At 29.4% G+C, this 19,409-nt stretch carries 17 protein-coding genes; 4 read left to right on the forward strand and 13 right to left on the reverse strand.

Translation table 11 applies throughout. The features are described from left to right. Nucleotides 1-435: 435 nt before the first annotated feature. From bvRMA01_RS05875 to bvRMA01_RS05905, 8 genes are all read right to left on the reverse strand, one after another. Nucleotides 436-624, reverse strand: a complete 189-nt coding sequence (locus bvRMA01_RS05875; protein ID WP_247031290.1) for a hypothetical protein — start codon at nucleotides 622-624, stop codon at nucleotides 436-438. A gap of 61 nt (nucleotides 625-685) precedes the next feature. After that, nucleotides 686-1,753: a glycoside hydrolase family 3 N-terminal domain-containing protein gene (locus bvRMA01_RS05880; protein WP_433996701.1), complete on the reverse strand. Its 1,068-nt coding sequence runs from the start codon at nucleotides 1,751-1,753 to the stop codon at nucleotides 686-688. Beyond that, complete coding sequence (locus bvRMA01_RS05885) at nucleotides 1,716-2,252, reverse strand: UTP--glucose-1-phosphate uridylyltransferase (protein ID WP_433996736.1); 537 nt, start codon at nucleotides 2,250-2,252, stop codon at nucleotides 1,716-1,718. The genes bvRMA01_RS05880 and bvRMA01_RS05885 overlap by 38 nt, the downstream gene beginning before the upstream one ends. Continuing rightward, entirely contained in the window at nucleotides 2,252-3,241 is a 990-nt protein-coding gene (locus bvRMA01_RS05890; protein WP_247032792.1) for a BTA121 domain-containing protein surface lipoprotein, read from the reverse strand. Before bvRMA01_RS05890 ends, bvRMA01_RS05885 begins: the two co-directional genes overlap by 1 nt. Nucleotides 3,242-3,536: 295 nt before the next feature. Then, on the reverse strand, nucleotides 3,537-3,671 hold the full coding sequence (locus tag bvRMA01_RS06235; protein ID WP_283847972.1) for a hypothetical protein: 135 nt from the start codon (nucleotides 3,669-3,671) through the stop codon (nucleotides 3,537-3,539). Nucleotides 3,672-4,471: 800 nt separating this feature from the next. Beyond that, complete coding sequence (gene guaB, locus bvRMA01_RS05895; RefSeq protein WP_247032793.1) at nucleotides 4,472-5,929, reverse strand: IMP dehydrogenase; 1,458 nt, start codon at nucleotides 5,927-5,929, stop codon at nucleotides 4,472-4,474. Between the two features lie 19 nt (nucleotides 5,930-5,948). Continuing rightward, nucleotides 5,949-7,487 carry a glutamine-hydrolyzing GMP synthase gene (gene guaA, locus bvRMA01_RS05900; RefSeq protein ID WP_247032794.1) on the reverse strand — a complete coding sequence of 513 codons (1,539 nt, stop codon included), beginning with the start codon at nucleotides 7,485-7,487 and terminating at the stop codon, nucleotides 5,949-5,951. Nucleotides 7,488-7,806: 319 nt separating this feature from the next. Beyond that, nucleotides 7,807-8,610 carry a 5'-methylthioadenosine/adenosylhomocysteine nucleosidase gene (locus tag bvRMA01_RS05905; RefSeq protein ID WP_119024508.1) on the reverse strand — a complete coding sequence of 268 codons (804 nt, stop codon included), beginning with the start codon at nucleotides 8,608-8,610 and terminating at the stop codon, nucleotides 7,807-7,809. Nucleotides 8,611-8,896: 286 nt separating this feature from the next. Between bvRMA01_RS05905 and ade the strand changes: the two genes are divergently transcribed. Continuing rightward, the gene (gene ade / locus bvRMA01_RS05910) at nucleotides 8,897-10,543 is read left to right on the forward strand and encodes an adenine deaminase (RefSeq protein ID WP_247032795.1); all 1,647 of its coding nucleotides are present in this window, start codon (nucleotides 8,897-8,899) and stop codon (nucleotides 10,541-10,543) included. A 287-nt stretch (nucleotides 10,544-10,830) separates the two neighbouring features. Here ade and bvRMA01_RS05915 read toward each other — a convergent pair whose 3' ends face one another. From bvRMA01_RS05915 to bvRMA01_RS05930, 4 genes are all read right to left on the reverse strand, one after another. Beyond that, the gene (locus bvRMA01_RS05915) at nucleotides 10,831-11,655 is read right to left on the reverse strand and encodes a complement regulator-acquiring protein (RefSeq protein ID WP_247032796.1); all 825 of its coding nucleotides are present in this window, start codon (nucleotides 11,653-11,655) and stop codon (nucleotides 10,831-10,833) included. A gap of 709 nt (nucleotides 11,656-12,364) precedes the next feature. Next, a complete protein-coding gene (locus bvRMA01_RS05920; RefSeq protein WP_247032798.1) occupies nucleotides 12,365-13,720 on the reverse strand; it encodes an NCS2 family permease in 1,356 nt (451 codons plus the stop codon). 192 nt (nucleotides 13,721-13,912) lie between these two features. Then, a complete protein-coding gene (locus bvRMA01_RS05925) occupies nucleotides 13,913-14,311 on the reverse strand; it encodes a hypothetical protein (protein ID WP_236842860.1) in 399 nt (132 codons plus the stop codon). An 88-nt stretch (nucleotides 14,312-14,399) separates the two neighbouring features. Further along, nucleotides 14,400-14,906, reverse strand: coding sequence for a hypothetical protein (locus tag bvRMA01_RS05930; RefSeq protein WP_247032800.1), 507 nt, complete (start codon nucleotides 14,904-14,906; stop codon nucleotides 14,400-14,402). Nucleotides 14,907-14,952: 46 nt separating this feature from the next. On the opposite strand from bvRMA01_RS05930, the gene bvRMA01_RS05935 reads away from it, so the two are divergent. Then, a complete protein-coding gene (locus bvRMA01_RS05935; RefSeq protein WP_088895109.1) occupies nucleotides 14,953-15,645 on the forward strand; it encodes an ImmA/IrrE family metallo-endopeptidase in 693 nt (230 codons plus the stop codon). A 5-nt stretch (nucleotides 15,646-15,650) separates the two neighbouring features. On the opposite strand, the gene bvRMA01_RS05940 is transcribed toward bvRMA01_RS05935, so the two are convergent. Next, nucleotides 15,651-16,214, reverse strand: a complete 564-nt coding sequence (locus bvRMA01_RS05940) for a hypothetical protein (protein ID WP_247032802.1) — start codon at nucleotides 16,212-16,214, stop codon at nucleotides 15,651-15,653. Between the two features lie 96 nt (nucleotides 16,215-16,310). Between bvRMA01_RS05940 and bvRMA01_RS05945 the strand changes: the two genes are divergently transcribed. Together bvRMA01_RS05945 and bvRMA01_RS05950 are read left to right on the forward strand one after the other, a co-directional pair. Continuing rightward, complete coding sequence (locus tag bvRMA01_RS05945; RefSeq protein WP_247032803.1) at nucleotides 16,311-17,561, forward strand: ankyrin repeat domain-containing protein; 1,251 nt, start codon at nucleotides 16,311-16,313, stop codon at nucleotides 17,559-17,561. Nucleotides 17,562-17,699: 138 nt separating this feature from the next. Then, entirely contained in the window at nucleotides 17,700-19,352 is a 1,653-nt protein-coding gene (locus tag bvRMA01_RS05950; RefSeq protein ID WP_247032804.1) for a PTS transporter subunit EIIC, read from the forward strand. Nucleotides 19,353-19,409 lie beyond the last annotated feature (57 nt).

A 19,409-nucleotide genomic window follows, 5' to 3' on the forward strand; every position in this document is an offset into this window, starting at 1 on the left:
TAGTTTAATTGTTAATAGTATAATATTTATTATTACCTCCTTCCAAACAAGTACAAACTGTTCTTTATTCCTTAATAACATGTTACAATTCCTTACACACACAATGAAAAATTTAATACTTATATCACTACTAATAATATATACCCATGCATGGGGTAAAAAATTTAATAATGAAAATATAAAACCACTACAAATAGGTATCATTCAACACAATTATATAAATTTAACTCCTTATAATCAACATTATAAATATTACGCTTTCATTGGAATAACCATGACCTACAATGAATGGATTGATTTCAATATCATCCCCATCCACTTTTATCCCCTCATTCCAACTTTCTCAAATGTCTATTTTACTCTATCTATTTCTCTTTATATATTGAAATATCAAATACACATATATTCTTTCATTATCAATATCTTAATAGGTACTCAATTACCTATAGCTCTTAGAACTTCCATTATTACTGGTAACAATATCTCTGCTTTTCTTTTCCCTGCATTGCCTTTTGTCTCTGTTAAACTTAACATTCCAATTACTAATTTATTCTCTATCCTCTCTACATTTTCTTCTTCTCTACGTGAGTATTTTTTAGTCGATATAGCTATTACCTTTCCCATCTAATTATAACAATAATGGTAATTTTTAATAAGCATTTCCTTTATACAAAACTAAGAATATTCATTCTTCTACATTAAGTTTCTTAAACCCTTCTGGAATAAGCACAACATCAATACCTGAATTTAATGATTTCCTAATCGCATGCCCCAAACTAAAATTATTTACAATTGCCCCCATATCATATGCATCTGTCATGATAATACTAAAGATATTCAGATTATGTCTTATAATATCCACAATATCTTTTGACATACTACTTACATCTCCGGAAATCTTAGGAACAAGTACATGCCCAAGCATAATAAATTTTGCTTCCTTGCCAAAAAGAAATGGTATAAAATTATTTACCATTAAAAAATTTTTACTATAAGGTAATAAGGCCAAATCTTTATGGGTATCTACTTTTGTGCCTCCAAGTCCAGGAAAGTGTTTAACCACAGCAAACACACCTTCCCTTTGTATCCCATCAATAAATGCCTCTACCATAAGACCAATATTATAAGATGAATACCCAAAAGTTCTGCTACCTAAGGGACTATTTGGAACAAATTTTGCATCTGCTACAGGTGCCATATTTACATTGATACCAAGTCGTCTAAGCTGTTTCCCAAGAATTTCACCAATCTTATATGCAAGCTGAGAATCTCCAGTCTTTCCAACAGATTCCATAGCAGGAAAATTATAAACTCCCAATTTTTTATTCTCACTAGCTCTACTAACTAGTCCTCCTTCTTCATCAACAGCAATCAATATGTCAGAACCAAGATGTCTCTTTATCCCTTCAATCAACTCTTTAGTTTGCTGTGCATCCTTAAAATTTTCTCTAAATAAAATAATTCCTACTGGATTTATCTCTCTTATTTTACCAAGTTCTTCTTTACTTAGTGCTTGCACAGCACTAGGATTAGCAACATTCCTAATGCCAATAAAAAAACAACGTTCCCTCAAAATGTTCTTAACATTAACTCTTCCTAAAAATTTATCAATATCTACAAGATCAAATTTATCATTTTCAAAATAATCATAATCTATATCAGGAATGGAGCCTAGTAAAACCAAACTAGACAATAAAAGGCCAAATAACACAAATCTAAACATCCCACTTACCTTGCCTAAATACCAAATCATATTTATTCTTCAATGCATTATTAAGAGCATAATTTAAATATCTAGCAATATCAGAAATATTACCCGAAAATTTATCATTCATGTAATTACTCATAATAAGCGTATCAACAAATAATTTTGCGGGCAGAAACCTATCTTCTCTATTGACCTCAAAAATTAATGGATTATCTACTATTCTCATAACTTCCCAAGTTATTTGCTCAATTGCAGTATATCTACCAAACTCTTTATCCTGTTCAATAATTCTTATAGGCATATCTGATATTATTCTATCCATATTTTCTATCAAATATTCTAAATTAAAAAGACCTGTGGCACAATTAAATAAAATCCTAGAACCTCTACATTCAGCTTTAAGTACAGCTTCTTTAGAAATAACACTACCAATATCAACACATGTTAAATGATTATCATCATCCAAGACTAAAACCCCACCCTTTGTATCTAGTAGGGTTTTAACACTAAATTCAAAGCCAGAAGAACTATTAGTTATAGCCATTATGGCAAGAGTCTGTAAATTATATCGTTTTCTATATTCTCAGTTCCTACAATGAGTTTAACTTTATCTTTAAAAGCAGTAAAACGCAACTGATTGCTATCCTCACCATGCAAACTGTTAAAACGATCATATACAGAATGCGTAAATGTATAGTACAATTCATATAAATATTCACGCTTAGCATAACCAAACTCATCTTGTAATTCTTGCCTTAACTCCTCATCCTTCATACCCTCTATCAAGCTTTCGGTCTCTTTTAGTGAATTCAAAGTCAATAAAACATGTCCTAGAAGTTTTTTAACTTTATCAACACCCCAATCACCCAGACGAAAGAGAAAATCTAAGCCAGTAAACACATCAAGAAGAGCCCCACCACCAAAAAGAGGTTTAGCTACTACACCTCGTACATACTCAATTATTTCATACTCTTCATCAGACAGCTCAGAATACAGTTTTTCAACCTTTACAAGGGATTCAACCTGTTTTTTAATAACTTCTGATTTATCTTCACGTGTTCTCCAAGCAAAATTATTAGAAAATCTATGATTATTTATAGCTTTATAATAAACCTCATCAGGATTAGACCCACTGAATGCTTCTTTTAAATTCAATAAATATATTTTTCTTAAAAAATTAGACCTATCTCCTTGCTTTGATTCGTCTTTCTTAAAATCTTTCATAACTGCTTCGGTCTCTTTTAATGAGCCAAAAATAAATAAATTACGCTCCATAATTTCTTTAACTCTATCAACACCTAAAACAACAAGCAAGTTATAAAACTCATCCATACTATACGTTTTGTAATCTTCAAGCCTCCCAATACTAGGATCGGTTACTACACTTCGTATATACTCAATTACTTCCCTCCCATCATCAAAAAAACCAAATGTGTCTAAAAGATTATCAAGCTTAGTGCCTATACTGTACTCCGTATCTATTCCTTCAAAAGTAACTATAATATTATTATCTTTAAACACACTATCTCTCATCGCGATTTCTCTTTGTTTTTTTAAATCACAACTTATTATACAGCTTACTACTAGTAATAATAACGAATTATAAATTCTCAACCTTAGCATTAAACATCTCCTTTTTTTAATGAAAGCCAATTTATAAATAAATCATTTATAAATCAAAATATCATCATATAAATATATTATCATATTAACATGTCATTATATAACAATATATATTGTAAAACAATCATTATGCTATAATAGACTATTATCACTTCATATTTATTTTACTATTCTCCATTCAATTATTTTATCCATAATAACAACTCTATACCTCACACCTACACACACTAAAACTTAAATTAAATATCAATTCTTCTATCAATGCTATCTTCATTACATGGGTACTGCGTATAAATTTTAATGATGAATTTGACATTGTCCCCGTAATCACTTTCATCATCACTTACTATAAACCCCTCTCAAGCCATAAATTTACAATAAACACTGCTATTCGTTATTATCATATTTTTAGTTCTCTTTCATATCTGTAATAGATTATCTCCAACCAATGGATGCCCTAAATTTTTAAGAGCACAAAAAGAAAAAAAAATACCTCAAGTTAGAAATGATACTTAAAAAGAAATATGACTGCAACCTATACTAGTAAGACTTATCCCAAATTAAAGTAAATGTAAATATTCATACATACACAACGGTCATTCAATCAATTAACGTTATTGCTTATAATTTTGCTCATTGATTAACATGTATACCCAAAATTAATAAGTACACTTTACGCATATCCATCTAAATTAAAGGCAATATCAAAACATCTTATCACATAATTATACAAAGACTATATTTCTTAAAAGAAATCAAACATATTAAATATTTATTTAACAAATCATATAAGTTCATCAATACTGCTAAAAATAAAAATGCAAACCAAACAGCATACCCAACACTTAAAAAGTTTTGTATTTCTTATTTAAGGAGAAAAACAATTTATATTAACACTAAGTGTTGTAGCTCGCTTAAATACTGTCAATATGATATTACATATTTACTAAAAACAATAATTTATTATCCCAGTCAATATCAATAAAAACTCTAATCCCATATAACAAAAAATTATTACAAAAGTTGCAACTACAAGAACAAACTATCAAAAGAAAGATGAACTTGATAAAAACTCTCCTCTTCCCCTTAATACTAGAAACATTATAAAACCTTAGTATTCTTAAACATAATAAAATTATATTATTTGTTATTTTCCAAAACATCATGTGTATGAGATTCTCTTAAAGAAGCAGAGCTTATTTTTACAAATTTAGCGTTTGTCTTTAATTCTAATATTGTTCCCACTCCCAAGTAACCCATTCCAGACATTAGACCTCCCTTTAATTGAAATATAATGTCTTTTAATTTTCCAACATAAGGAACCATTCCTTCAATGCCTTCAGGAATCAATTTACCAGGGGATTCTTTATTTTCAAATTGGAAATATCTTGATTTGGAACCTCTAGCCATAGCAGAAAGAGAGCCCATACCGACATAAACTTTAAATTTTTTTCCATTATAAATTACTTCCTCTGAGGGGGATTCATGAGCACCAGCAAAAAGATTGCCTATCATCACACTATCAGCTCCAGCTGCAATTGCTTTAACTATATCTCCTGAAAATCTAATTCCACCATCCGCTATAATACAAGTATTTGTATGTTTACAGGCTTCAAAAACATCATGAATTGCGGTTAACTGCGGTACTCCAACTCCTGCAACTATTCTTGTTGTACATATGCTTCCTGGACCTATTCCAACCTTCAAACAGTCTGCTCCTGCATCAATTAAATCAAGGGCTGCTTCCTTAGTTACTATATTACCTGCAATAACATCCAAATTTGGATATTTATTTTTAATTTTCCTTACAAGTTCAATTACTCTAGTAGAATGTCCATGTGCAGAATCAATAGCAATTACATCAACATCCGCTTTGACTAATTCTTCAACACGCTCTAAAGTATCAACATCAATAGAAACAGCTGCTCCTACTCTTAGCCTATTTTTCATATCTTTGCATGCATTAGGAAAATACTCTTGATGCTCCACATGATCTATGTCTTTACAGGTTATTAATCCTCTTAAATTGTTTGACTTATCAACAATAAGTAGCTTTTCTATCTTATGCCTAAATAATATTTCTTTAGCTTCTGTTAAAGTTATATCTTCTCTTGCTGTAATTAATTTTTTTGTCATTGCATTTATTACAGGAACATTATCATCCGTAATATATTTAATGTCTCTATTAGTTACTAGACCTAATATTTTACCTGTTTTATCTGTCACAGGCAATGCAGAGATCTTATGTTTTGCAATCAATATCTTAGCTTCCTGTACATTTGCATTCTCATCAATAGTGATAGGATTTTTTATAATGCCGGTCCGGTGATAAACCTTTACTATTTCTACTTCTTTCCTTTGAGCTTCAATGGTGAGATTTTTATGTATAATTCCTATTCCACCCTCTTTAGCCATAGCTATTGCCATTCGGCTTTCTGTAACTGTATCCATGGCTGAGCTTAAAAAAGGTATATTTAAAGATATATTCTTTGTTAACTTTGTCTTTAAATCAACATCACTGGGTAATACAGATGATTTTCTAGGAATTAAAGAAACATCATCAAAAGTCAAAGCTTCTTTTACTATTTTTTCTATCAATCAGTTCTCCTTATTTTTATTATTCCCATTCTATTGTTGCTGGGGGCTTAGAAGAAATGTCATAACAAACTCTATTTATACCTCTGACCTCATTAATTATTCTTGAAGAAACTTTTCTTAAAAAATCATAAGGTAATTCAACCCAATTAGCAGTCATAAAGTCTAAAGTATTAACACATCGAATAACAGCTGTATATTCATATGTTCTGTTATCCCCCATCACTCCAACAGATTTTACAGGCAATAAAACTACAAATGCTTGCCTTATCTTATAATATAAATTATTTGACAAAAGCTCTTCTATTAAAATACTATCAGCTCCCTGAAGAATATTAATCTTTTCTTGAGTGATCTTGCCAATTATTCTTATTGCCAATCCCGGACCTGGAAAGGGATGTCTATAAAGAGAATTCTCTTCAATCCCTAATTGAATTCCTAATTGGATTACTTCATCTTTAAAAAGCTCCCTTAACGGTTCTAAAAGTTTTAATCTAATTTTTTCTGGAAGTCCCCCTACATTATGATGTGATTTGATATGTGATGAAAAAACATTATTTCTCGATTCAGACTCAATTACATCTGAATAAATCGTTCCTTGTGCCAAAAACTCTACATCTTTGTCTTCTAAGGCCACCTTTTCAAAAATCTCTACAAATGTTCTTCCTATAATTTTTCTTTTCTCTTCAGGTTCATCTATATTTTCTAAATTCTTCAAAAATATTGAAGAAGAATCAACATATTTTATGTTTAAATTGTACTGTCTACCAAGTTCTAATATCTCCCTAACTTCATTTTTGCGTAACAAGCCAGTATCGATAAAAACACAGATTAAATTACTTTTTATTGCATTATTAATAAGTAATGCACATACTAAAGAATCTGTTCCACCAGAAAGTCCCAAAATTACTTTCTTATCACCTATTTGAAGTCTTATTTTTTCCACAAAATCATCTATGCTATTACTTAAATTCCAGTTCACATGAGCTTGGCAAATTTTAAAAACAAAATTTTTAAGTATTTGATTACCAACCTCTGAACAAGTTACCTCTGGGTGAAATTGTAATCCATAAATTTTTTGCTCTTCATTAAATACAGAAGCAATACAAGTTTCAGTATAAGCTATTTGTTTGAAATTGCTTGGAACTTTTTCAATATTGTCTCCATGACTCATCATTACTTTTAACTTATTAGAAAGACCAAAAAATAAATTAGATTGATCATCTTCGATAAATAGTTCAGTATTACCAAATTCTTGCTTATCACATTTAGAAATTACGCCCCCAAACAATTTAATGATTAGCTGCATTCCATAACATATTCCCAAAATCGGTACACCTAAGTTAAAAATATCAATGTCCACAGTAGGAGCTTCGTCGAGATAAACAGAAGCAGGTCCTCCGCTTAAAATTATCCCCACAGGATACATATCCTTAATCTCTTCTGCAGAAATAGAATATGCAATGACTATTGTATAAACACCCATCTCTCTAATTTTTCTTGCAATCAGTTGACTATACTGAGAGCCAAAATCTAATACAATCACCGCATTATTATTCACTATAAATTCCTTAAAAAATTAGGTTTACTAATAAACTTAAAAAAGATAATCTTATCAACTTTAACAATCAAACCAACTGATTATGCAATGTGTTAACAAGACAAGATAAGACAAAATTCATACCTATAATCCTTAAACAAGGATAGGCAAGAACTCACTTGCCTTATCAATCTATTACCCAAATATATAAGTTAATAAGCTCATTAACTATTAATTTGTATAAGATATTTTATACTAACATCCTGTTATAAACAACTCTATGTTAACTAACTTAGAAATCCAAACTACCACTATTAATAACCATAAAATGACCTAATAATTAGAGTAATTTCAAGATCTCCTGTACCATTTTAGCTGCATTCACTGTTGCCAACTTAAGAAATTCGTTGTATTCAACTTCATTGCCCTCATTGTTTACAATATCAGATATAGATCTAACAACTATAAAAGGAACATTAAAGACATGAGCAACATGTCCCAATGCCGCACCCTCCATCTCTACAGCTATAACATCCTCAAAGTTTGCCACAATCTTTGTCAAATAAACTGGATCAATAAATTGATCTCCTGTTAGTATTAATCCTGAATATCCATTAACACCTTTAAGCTTTGTTTTAATAGCTTTTAAAGCCTTTTCAAGCAAATTTCTATCACTACTAAATTTCTGAGGTAATTCTGGAACCTGTCCAACTTTATGTCCAAATTTAACCAAATCAAAATCATGATAAGCCACCTCTGAAGATACTACTATGTCTCCCACCTTAAGCTTACTTACCTTAGGGTTAACAACCCCACCAGCAACCCCACAATTAATTACATGACTTATATTATATTTTGACAAAAGATAACTAGTCCATAAACTTGTATTTACCTTTCCAATACCCACAACAGCAGAAATAACATTGCGATTAGATATCTTGCCTTTAACAATTTTTTTATTAAGCCCATAATCCTTCAACACTATCTCTTCTTTACGAGACATAAGCTTATTCAGCTCAGCGGCTTCAGAATCCATAGCAAACACTACTAAAATATTGCTATTTTTATTAGAAATAGCATATCCATTAAAACAAACTAATAAAAAAATTAATAACTTAAACACCAAATATTTATGATTACACATAAGTGCAAAAATCCTCCATTGCTTCACAAAAATTGCTAATAACTGTAATACTTAACACTATTTCCTAATTTTTCAATCAAAATTTCACCTTTTTTAAAAAATATTGACTTTAACATAAGAATTACATTAAATACAATAAAAATCAACAAAGGAACTACAAACCTTATATTCTAGAAAGATATAAACTAAATACATCGGTATTAAAATTTTTTGAATTTACATATATTGATATAGCAAATATTGCAGTAACATATTATAAAAAAAGAACTATCTTAAAGGACAAATAATGAATTCATTACTAATTAAAGCAAATTATATCGATATTGTGAATAAAGAGATTTACCCTTCTCATATAACAATAAAAAATGGTACCATTTCCAACATAGAAAGAACTAATGAATCTTTAAAAGACTATGTATTACCAGGATTTATTGATTCTCACATACATATAGAAAGTTCCTTGCTTATTCCATCACATTTTGCTCATTTAGTAGTTCAACATGGTACCGTATCTACAATAAGCGATCCTCATGAAATAGCAAATGTCAATGGTATTGATGGTATTAATTTCATGATAAACAACTCCAATAAAATTGATTTTAAAAATTTTTTTGGTGCACCCTCTTGTGTCCCAGCTTTGCCCTTAGAAATTGAAACTTCCGGTCACGTCTTGGATGATAAAGATGTAGATAAGCTACTGGCACTAGATAATATCTATTATCTATCTGAAATGATGAATTTCCCCGGTGTACTTAATAGAGACCCTAAAGTAATGAACAAAATTCATTCTGCTTTGAAGCGTAACAAAGTTGTCGACGGACATGCACCCGGTTTATCACCTGAATCAGTTTTAAAGTACGCATCCGCAGGAATTAGTACCGATCATGAATGTTCAACAATAGAAGATGCACGATATAAATTGTCTTTAGGCATGAAAATCTTAATTAGAGAAGGCAGCGCGGCTAAAAATTTTGAAGCTTTACACCCTCTAATTAGCGAATGTTCAGGAAAATACCGAGATCATTTAATGTTTTGTTGTGATGACGCACATCCTGATATCTTGCTTAACGGGCATATAAACTTAATGGTTTCACGTGCCATAGAATATGGTCATGATTTTTTCGATGTTTTAAAAATAGCTTGTATTAACCCTGTTATACACTATAAAATCCCAGTCGGATTACTACAAGTCGGGGATCCTGCTGATTTTATTATTACTAAAGATCTAAAAACATTTAAAGTAGACAAAACTTACATAAATGGTAAATTGGTATTTAGTGATGGTAAATCATATATCCCACTACTAAATGAAAATCCTATCAATAATTTCAATTGCAGCAAAAAGTCAATTGACGACTTTAAATTTTTTACACAAAGTAAAACTATACCAACAATTAATTGCATTAATAATCAAATTATCACTAATAAAACCATGACTGACAGTAACCTATTAGCACCAAACTTTGAATCAAACATCAGCAAAGACATTTTAAAAATAGCAGTAATAAATCGATACAATAATCACAACAAAATATCGATAGGTTTTACAAAAAATTTTGGACTCAAAAATGGAGCCATTGGAAGCACAGTTGCTCACGACTCTCACAATATCATAGTTCTTGGTACTAGTGATGAATATTTATGCAAAGCAGCAAATCTTATTATTGAAAATAAAGGGGGTTTATGTGCTTTAAATAACCAAGATACCTTAATATTAAAACTTCCAATTGCGGGTTTGATGAGCATGAGCCCACCCAAGGAAGTTGCTTTAAAATATATTCAACTAAATAATTTTTGTAGGAATGTTTTAGGTTCTAATTTAGATTCCCCCTTAATGGCATTATCTTTCATGTCATTAACGGTAATTCCTCACTTAAAAATAAATGACAAAGGACTGTTTGATGTTGACTCTTTTTCATTTTTAAATTTCTAGACGAACCAAACAAAAAAACAATACTCTAAAACAAGGAAAAGACTGTTATGAGAGCTAATAATCTCTACTTCTATAATATTAAGTTACCTAAATTGACAATTAAATCACCAATTTATGGTTAAATTATCGCATAAGCAATGTTTGCAGAATCACTGCAAACATTAGTAAATAATAAAGCATCAAAAGCAACAAAAAAAAATAAGTGAGACATGCAATTTCTACAGCAATCTTTACAAAATAATTTTATAAATTCAACAAAAATCTATTATTCTCAGTCTCAACAGACATTAAGACACCAACTCCAAAATCGCAACAACCAACATTCCAAGTTTTTCTATTTGTCCTACTAAAGACTTAAATCGTTGATTCATAAAATAATTAAACTCCTCTAAAATAAACTCTGTTCCTTTAAAAGGCCTATTAAGAAAATCAATAATTTCATCTACTCCAGCATTCCACGTCTTTTTCAGAGACAAAATCCATTCAAGATTTGATTTAATATAATCTAAATCTCTAATAGACATAGTCAGCAATATATTTCTTTTAAGATTCATATTTTCAATTAAATATTCAAGCTTTAATTGATATTTACAAGATACCACACTAAAAATGCAGTTTAAGAGATCAACAACCCCACTAAGGTTGATTTTAGCAAAACATGCCCTTAATTCTTCAAACTTATGCTCATCATAATCAAGTGATGCATAAAATCTTCTTCTATACATTCTGGTGCATTCTGGATTAGAACACACTAAAACAAATTCCTTTTCTCTACAGATAGTATAACTAAAAGGTAAACCATAAAAATCATGAGGTTCACTCATGATTTTTAATTCAGAATATTTTATCTTGTCAACTTCTTTAGAAATCAAATCAATTATTTCTAATCGCAAATTAAAGATTGTTTCATCTGAAGAAGCTTTTTTCTTCACTTTTACCTTAACAGCATTTTTAACAAGATTACTACTTCTAGTTTTTTTAACCCCAATGCTCTTTGAAACATACTTTCCACATCCATTATCTATGTCAGACTTACCTTTACAATGTCCCTTAACATCACAAGCTATAAGTACAAACCCTACAATTGACAAGACAAACAAATATTCCTTCATAAAAATTCCCCTTGTCATTAAAGTGATGATATTATACCAAATACAAATTAATATCAACTATTAAATTATATAATTTATTAAATTGGATTTAAATACAGAATAAAAACCTTAAAAATTGTTCTAATAAAAAAGATCTAACCAACAAATTCAAGGATATAAACTAAAGCCAAAAACTTACAATCGGCTTTAAACAGTGATATAAACTTAATAATATGCAAATCAAAAATTACAAAATATATTTACTTATATACAAGTCAAAAAGGCAACAAATATTCGGTCTATTGAAAATAATTTAATTTTATTTCAGTAATTTTTTATGCTCCTATACAGAAGAAATTAAAGTTAAAACGTTAATATGAAAAAATGTATCTATCAATGATAATAATCAAATCGATGAGATTATAAACCAGTAAACCCAAGAGAAAATCAATAAAACTATAAACCATTGACATATCTATAAAATTATTAAATTCAATTCCATAAATCATGAGCTAGAAATAAAAGATAACAGATAACAACACTAAGAAATATTTGATCTCAAATATAACTAAGTTCTTTGACAAATAGGAACACAATAATTTATAACTACAGTCAAACAAAAAACTCGATAAAGTAGCTAATATATATTCAATGATAGTCAATACAAATAGAAAACTATCTGAATAATAAATAGATTACTCTATTGAGTTATAACAATAGAGTAAACAATTTAATGAGAAAATACTAATTTTAAAATAAAAATACAAAATAATAAAAGTATAGTAGGAGCAATTTTTATACTTTCTTTAGTAAACAAACTATGCAATACATTTATAATCACATAAAAAATTATCCCAATTCCTATCCCTGAGGCTATACTATAAGTCAAAGGAATCAAAAACAATATCAAAAAACTGGGCATAGCTTCTCTCATATTTGAAAAATCTATATTCTTTATTTCTTTACACATAAAAAATCCCACATATATTAAAGCAGCTGAAGTTGCACTAGCAGGAACAGCAATAAACAAAGGTGCAAAAAATACTGCCAATAAAAATAAAATACCTGTCACAACTGATGTAAATCCTGTTCTTCCACCCTCAGCTATACCTGTAGAACTCTCGACATAAGTAGTTACAGGGGAGACCCCCATAATTGCTCCAAAAGTGGTAGAAATAGCATCAACTAGTAATATTTTACTAGCATTACGTATCTTACCCGTATTATCAGTCAAATCTCCCTTTGAAGCAACACCTACCAAGGTTCCAACAGTGTCAAATAGATCATTAAATAACAAAATAAATACTATAAAAACAAAATTCCAAAAATTTTCACCTAGAATATAAGAAAAGTTTAATTTATTAAATATAGGCGAAATTGATTCATATCTTAAAACACCATCCGGCAATCTAATTCCTATACTCAAAGCAGCTTCTCTATCAAAAAGCGCATAACACCATGCCATTAAAGTAGTTATACAAATTGATAATAATATACTGCCCCTAATCGTTTTAAGTTCAAAAATAAATATGGCAATAATACCTAACAAGGTAAGGAAAACCTTTAAATTTATAATATTCCCAAGACCAATTAATGTGGCTTCGTTCCTAACAATTATTTCACTATTTACAAAACCAATAAAGGCAATAAATAATCCTATCCCAACAGTAATAGCACATCTTAAATTCACCGGCATAGCATTTACAATGCTCTCACGTGCCCTAGATAAAGATAAAATAATAAAAATAATACCTTCAACAAAAACTGCTCCCAAAGCTACTTCCCAAGGTATATTCATACCTTTAACAACAGAAAATGCAAAAAATGCATTAATTCCCATTCCAGAAGCCAATGCCAAAGGAGTATTAGTAAAAACCCCCATAAAAATAGTAGCAAAACCAGCTGTTAAACATGTAGCTGTTACCAATGCTCCCAAAGGCATACCTGTACTAGAGAGTATATAAGGATTAACAACTATTATATACGCCATGCTTAAAAATGTTGTAAGCCCAGCTATAATCTCTGTCTTATAATCAAGACTATTATTTTTAATCTGCGACATTAATGTCTCTCTACCTTTACTCAAAAATAATTCCTCCTTCCAGACAATTTTCATTGTATAAAAAAACCAAAATTAATACTAATATCACCAATAATTAGCACTAATATCATAAAAAACAAACGAAAATGACATCAAAAAAACATGCACAGATTTAAAATCTACACTAACTAAATGAAATTACATTCCTTTAAAACCTGTATCCTCGTATCATATATATCAGCTAACCTTATTATTTTGAAGTAAAATATCTTCACTATCGGACCAATGTGAAAAAACAATGGTTTTAAGAACTTTACCAGAACTGTTTACAATAAAAAATTTTCCAGTCTTAATAAGCTCTAGATACACTTTTAAAGAAATATCCTTACCAACACTAAAGAAAGTCTGAATATATTTATCACCAATTCTTTTATAACGCCTAAGCAGAAACGAAGCCACTATATCATTACCACATTGCAAAAACAGTGGTTCCTTATATCTTAAATTAAATTTGCCAGAAATAGTAAAATAATGCCTTAAAGAAACCTTATTCTTATCAAAAATCAATCTAATATATTTCGAATTGCTACTTAACCCATGAATGTTCTCAAACCCAATAGTTGCACAAGAAAACATCAAGAAAATAAAACAGTAAAAAATGATATACCTATTAGAAAATTTTGTCATCAAAATACTATAAATTTTTACACAAGAACATAATTTACTACAAAATATTATTTTCAAGAGCATATCTTAGAGTATCTCGGGTACTCTCAAAGTCAACATCAATAAATTTAGCATCATATTCAAAAGTCCCTCTAGTCCACACTTGATAAGAATTATCATCTAAAACAAAAGATAAGCTTTTGTAAGGCTTAAGAGCCCTTAAAATAAGATCAGCATTATCTCTATCAATATCAACATACAAGAATCTGAAATTCCCAATGCCAACCACCTTAGAAATATTAACATCACCAATATAGTTATCATCTTGAATTAATTTTAAATAACCACTATCAAAATTTAAATTCGAATCCAAAACAACATTCAAAAACACAGAAAAATCATTAGTCAATTTATCCCTCTTTATATAGATTTGACTATTTGGATAAAAATAAAGGAAGTAATTAGCTCTCTCAATTTTGTCAAATTCTTCATCTAAAAAGTCATGTACATTTAAAGTTTTACATGAAAAAAAAAACAAAACAAATAAGAAAAAACTATATCTCATAATTAAATTATATTATACAATATTAGAAGGAGAATGTTTATATTGAATGAAATCCAATAATTTTAGCTCATATATTAAAGCCCCTTATATTTATTCTGATTATATAATCTCAAAATACGCTGTATTACTAATACCAGTACCAATCATAAAGATTGCCATAGGAGAAGGACTTAAAGTATTTGAAATTTCATTTGAAGACAAATACAAAAATTTTGCCGGATACATTAAACCAAACAAAAAAACTATATATATAAACGAAACAATGAATCTACAAAACAAAAGATTTGCAATAGCACAACAACTTGGCCATTATCTAATGCATAAATATCAAGTTTTTAATCCATCAAAGAGAACAGATACGATTAATACTCAAGATAACCAAATGACAATAGAAGCCAACATATTTGCAGCAAACCTATTAATCCCAACTACCACTTTAAGACTAAAAGTATTTCAATATAAATCGATAAAATATCCGCAAAAAGTAATGGCAAAAGAATTTCAAGTATCTGAAAATATAATACACTTTAAGTTAAGCATGCTGAACGAGATTCACAGACTTGAGAAAGAAAACAAGATACAAAAAAAACTAAAAGTTAAGCAAATAGATAGAGCAAGGGCTAAAGAGCTTTTACTGCAAAATGTAGATAAGCTAAAAGAATCAATAGCTATAGATTTAGAAAAAAAAGAAAATACAAGAAAAGAAAGCATAAAAAAAATCTTCGAAGAACTAGAATAAATAACTTATTGCTTGGAAAAGCTTTTAAGTATGTTTTCCAGCTTTCGTTTAGCAAAAATTAAAGCATTCTTATCTTGAATAATCATATCTAAAAAATCTTTTTTAAGCACAATCCAAGATCTATTATCCACATCTATTTTATAATAAGGAAAATTTATTCTTAAAGGAAATTTTTCTTTAATATTATGATCATCTAAATACCTCAAAACCTCGGATTTAAAAGATAAACCTTGAACCACACTATACGCTAAGATAACTTTATATAATCTTTTATTATACAAATAAAGACTCTTAATATATGCAATATTATTATTATAACTAGACTCAGAAATATAAACTGAACCCTTTTGTTCACCTTTCCAAATATCAAAACTACAATTAGAATCATTAAAATTTGTATACTTACTTAGATCAGATTTTGAAATTCTAAGTTCAGGATATATCATCAAAGCTTTTAAAGCTAATAAATCTAAATTATATCCCTCTCCAGATTCATACAGTAAAATTGTGGAACAACTTAACAAAAATATAAAAATAAAAAATACACAAGAACTTAAAAATATACGCATACAATCAATCTGATTATACTTTTTCGCAAAAACAAAGTAAATAAAATAGATCTGTTTTGATATAATAATATAAAAAATCAACCTAAAGGAACTTAAATGAGTTACTATGCATTAAGCAAAATATTTATGTATCTTGGATATATTATTATAGGAATTACATCCTTTACCATCTTTAACAAAAATTTAAGAGTAAAGATCAAGAGTAAGATAAAAAAGTTTAATTCTCTATATTACTTAACGCTATTTATCCTTTTTATAACCGCTTCTAACTTGTCTCATCATTTCTCAGAAAAACAATTACTAGAAAATTTCCAAATATTCAAAGAAGACTTCCTTGAAGTACATAAAATCAATGCAACATTTTTACAAAAATATCTCTCAAAATTACAAGAACCAATAAAAATGGAATTAATGTCAAAACTAACACCAATAAACACCATATTTAATGCTAGTTTTGAAAAATATTCAAAAAATATAAACAAACCAGCAGATGATATCGTAAAAAATTATAATGCCTATATTAAAGCAATGAACACAGAAATCAAAGACAAGATTGCAAAATTAGAGGAAGAAACTCTGCCAATGTATAACAAATACAAATTGCCTAGTTTAAATAATAAAATATCAGACATAGGTGTTGATAAAGATGGAAACATCATTCCCGTACTTAAAGACTCAAAAGGTCAAATAACGGATTTATTATTTTACGATCAAAACTACAATTTAATTCCATTTAAAGAATATCAAAAACATGGGGTTAAATTTGAGATCATTAAAGATGATAACAATTACTTCAAAGAACTACTAAATGTCTACTATCTTGATTCAAATAATACTCAAGTTACTATTGATTATTATAAAAATAATATTGATACCATTCCCTACTATATAGATTTAAAAGAGAATAAAGATAATTTTCTGAAGAGTATTAAACTTAAAAACGAATACAAAACATACATCGAAGAAAAACGTAAGCTCAAAGTATTAGTAAGCAATGATAATTTAGACGAATTTAAAGTCTTTTTAGAACAAAATCCAAACACTTTTTCATTAAACACAATATTCTCCGATGGAAATCCTGTATTCATTCACGCAGTAAAATCAAAATCCAAGAATATAATAAATTATGCAATGTCGTCAAAAAATTGCAACATCAACCTAACAGATCAGGAAGCCAAAAACGCCCTTCACAATGCTATAATTAGCGGATACGACATAAACTTCATTAGATCTCTTATAGAAAAAGGAGCAAATCCACATATAAGAGACTTAAATAAAAAGTTACCATCCGATTATGCTTCCAAGAACGGAGAAATCTATAAATATTTAAACACTATTACAAAATAAATAACATTTGTAACTTTTCAAATATAATCAAGATAATTAATTATTGATTATTATTACTTTAAATATAGTATATATTAATTAAATTAATTAATATATACTATATTTAAAGATTGAAAGTGAACACGAGGAGAATTTATTATGATTACCACTTCAAACAAATTTGCTATTTTGCAAAAAATCGGTAAAGCCTTCATGTTACCAATAGCCCTTCTACCAGCAGCCGGACTTTTGCTAGGAATTGGCGGTGCATTTACCAATGAAACAATGATTCAAGCTTATAGCCTTGAAAATACTTTGGGACAAGGAACCCTTTTAAACATCATTCTATCAGTCATGAGAGACACTGGTGGTGTGGTATTTGAAAATTTACCGCTAATATTCTCATTAGGCATTGCCATTGGTCTTGCAAATGTAGAAAAAGGTTCCGCGGGACTTGCTGGAGGAATTGGATTTTTAATTATGCACAAAGCTATAAACAGTACTCTTACAATACAAGGAATAACTACCGAAACAGTTAATTCTGCTTATTTAATGACAACAGGACTCAATGAAGCACAAGCTGTTGCAAAATCATTTGAATATACAAATGTACTTGGCATGCACACTCTTCAGATAGGAGTACTTGGGGGCATGATCTCAGGGTTCATTGCTGCATATCTTCACAACAAGTACTACGACATTAAACTACCTCAATTTTTAGCATTCTTTGGGGGAACAAGATTTGTCCCAATAGTTACAACCGGAACAATGTTAATTATTGGTATAATGCTTGTATTTATTTGGCCTCCCATACAAAGCGTAATTGCCATGACAGGTAAAATTGTAGAACAATCTGGTTACTTTGGTTCATTTCTGTTTGGCATCATTGAAAGAGCACTAGTTCCAACAGGCCTTCACCACATATTTTATATGCCATTCTGGCAAACACCTTTAGGAGGAACAATGGAAATTAATGGAGAATTAGTCTCAGGTGCACAAAAAATATTTTTCGCACAACTTGCAGATCCAAACTTCTCAGGACACTTTGAAGTTACAAAAGGAACAAGGTTTTGGGTTGGAAAATGGCCAGGACACGCATTTGGACTTCCTGGAGCAGCACTTGCAATGTGGTGGGTAGCAAAACCTGAACGCAAAAAAGAAATGGCAGCATTCTTAGGTTCTGTAGCATTCACATCATTCTTAACAGGAATAACAGAACCCATTGAATTTACATTCCTTTTTGCAGCCCCTATTCTATTCTTTGGATTTAACGTCTTTATGTACGGCATGGGGTTTGTATTGATGCATCTTTTAAACGTTGGAGTAGGAGTAACATTTGCAGACGGATTTATTGATTACCTCCTTTATGGAATACTTCAAGGAAATGAAAGAACAAGTTGGATAAACATACTCTACGTCGGAATACCTTATTTCTTTATATACTTCTTTGTCTTTAAATGGACTATAGTCAGATTTGACTTTAAAACTCCAGGCAGAGAAGACGACGGAGTAACTGCTACAAGGGCAAGTTCAAAAGAAATACTTGATAATTTAAGAGAAGTTACAACCAAAACCATCAAAGGCCTTGGGGGAATTGCTAACATTAAATATAACAGTGCCTGCATTACAAAACTCAGAATTGAAGTATATGACATCAATCTTGTTAAAGATAATGCTTATTTTAAATCAATTGGTGCTAAAGGAATTATAAGACAAGATAAAGGATTACAAATTATATTTGGTGTTGTATCAGATAATGTCAACACAGAAATAGAAAAAATTATGAAAGAACTACAAACATCTCAACAATGACAACTTAAAAGGAATGAGTGGTACTCATTCCTTGACAATAATTTTGTCCTTAATTTT

This window comes from Borrelia venezuelensis (assembly GCF_023035835.1).
In the GTDB taxonomy this organism is placed as follows: Bacteria; Spirochaetota; Spirochaetia; order Borreliales; family Borreliaceae; genus Borrelia; species Borrelia turicatae.

Bases quoted from the DNA above. Each gene is read 5' to 3' on its own strand.
- bvRMA01_RS05875 (WP_247031290.1), bottom strand. From the start codon at position 624: ATGGGAAAGGTAATAGCTATATCGACTAAAAAATACTCACGTAGAGAA.
- bvRMA01_RS05880 (WP_433996701.1), bottom strand. From the start codon at position 1,753: ATGATTTGGTATTTAGGCAAGGTAAGTGGGATGTTTAGATTTGTGTTA.
- bvRMA01_RS05885 (WP_433996736.1), bottom strand. From the start codon at position 2,252: ATGGCTATAACTAATAGTTCTTCTGGCTTTGAATTTAGTGTTAAAACC.
- bvRMA01_RS05890 (WP_247032792.1), bottom strand. From the start codon at position 3,241: ATGAGAGATAGTGTGTTTAAAGATAATAATATTATAGTTACTTTTGAA.
- bvRMA01_RS06235 (WP_283847972.1), bottom strand. From the start codon at position 3,671: ATGATGAAAGTGATTACGGGGACAATGTCAAATTCATCATTAAAATTT.
- bvRMA01_RS05905 (WP_119024508.1), bottom strand. From the start codon at position 8,610: ATGTGTAATCATAAATATTTGGTGTTTAAGTTATTAATTTTTTTATTA.
- ade (WP_247032795.1), top strand. From the start codon at position 8,897: ATGAATTCATTACTAATTAAAGCAAATTATATCGATATTGTGAATAAA.
- bvRMA01_RS05915 (WP_247032796.1), bottom strand. From the start codon at position 11,655: ATGAAGGAATATTTGTTTGTCTTGTCAATTGTAGGGTTTGTACTTATA.
- bvRMA01_RS05925 (WP_236842860.1), bottom strand. From the start codon at position 14,311: ATGTTTTCTTGTGCAACTATTGGGTTTGAGAACATTCATGGGTTAAGT.
- bvRMA01_RS05930 (WP_247032800.1), bottom strand. From the start codon at position 14,906: ATGAGATATAGTTTTTTCTTATTTGTTTTGTTTTTTTTTTCATGTAAA.
- bvRMA01_RS05935 (WP_088895109.1), top strand. From the start codon at position 14,953: ATGAAATCCAATAATTTTAGCTCATATATTAAAGCCCCTTATATTTAT.
- bvRMA01_RS05940 (WP_247032802.1), bottom strand. From the start codon at position 16,214: ATGCGTATATTTTTAAGTTCTTGTGTATTTTTTATTTTTATATTTTTG.
- bvRMA01_RS05945 (WP_247032803.1), top strand. From the start codon at position 16,311: ATGAGTTACTATGCATTAAGCAAAATATTTATGTATCTTGGATATATT.
- bvRMA01_RS05950 (WP_247032804.1), top strand. From the start codon at position 17,700: ATGATTACCACTTCAAACAAATTTGCTATTTTGCAAAAAATCGGTAAA.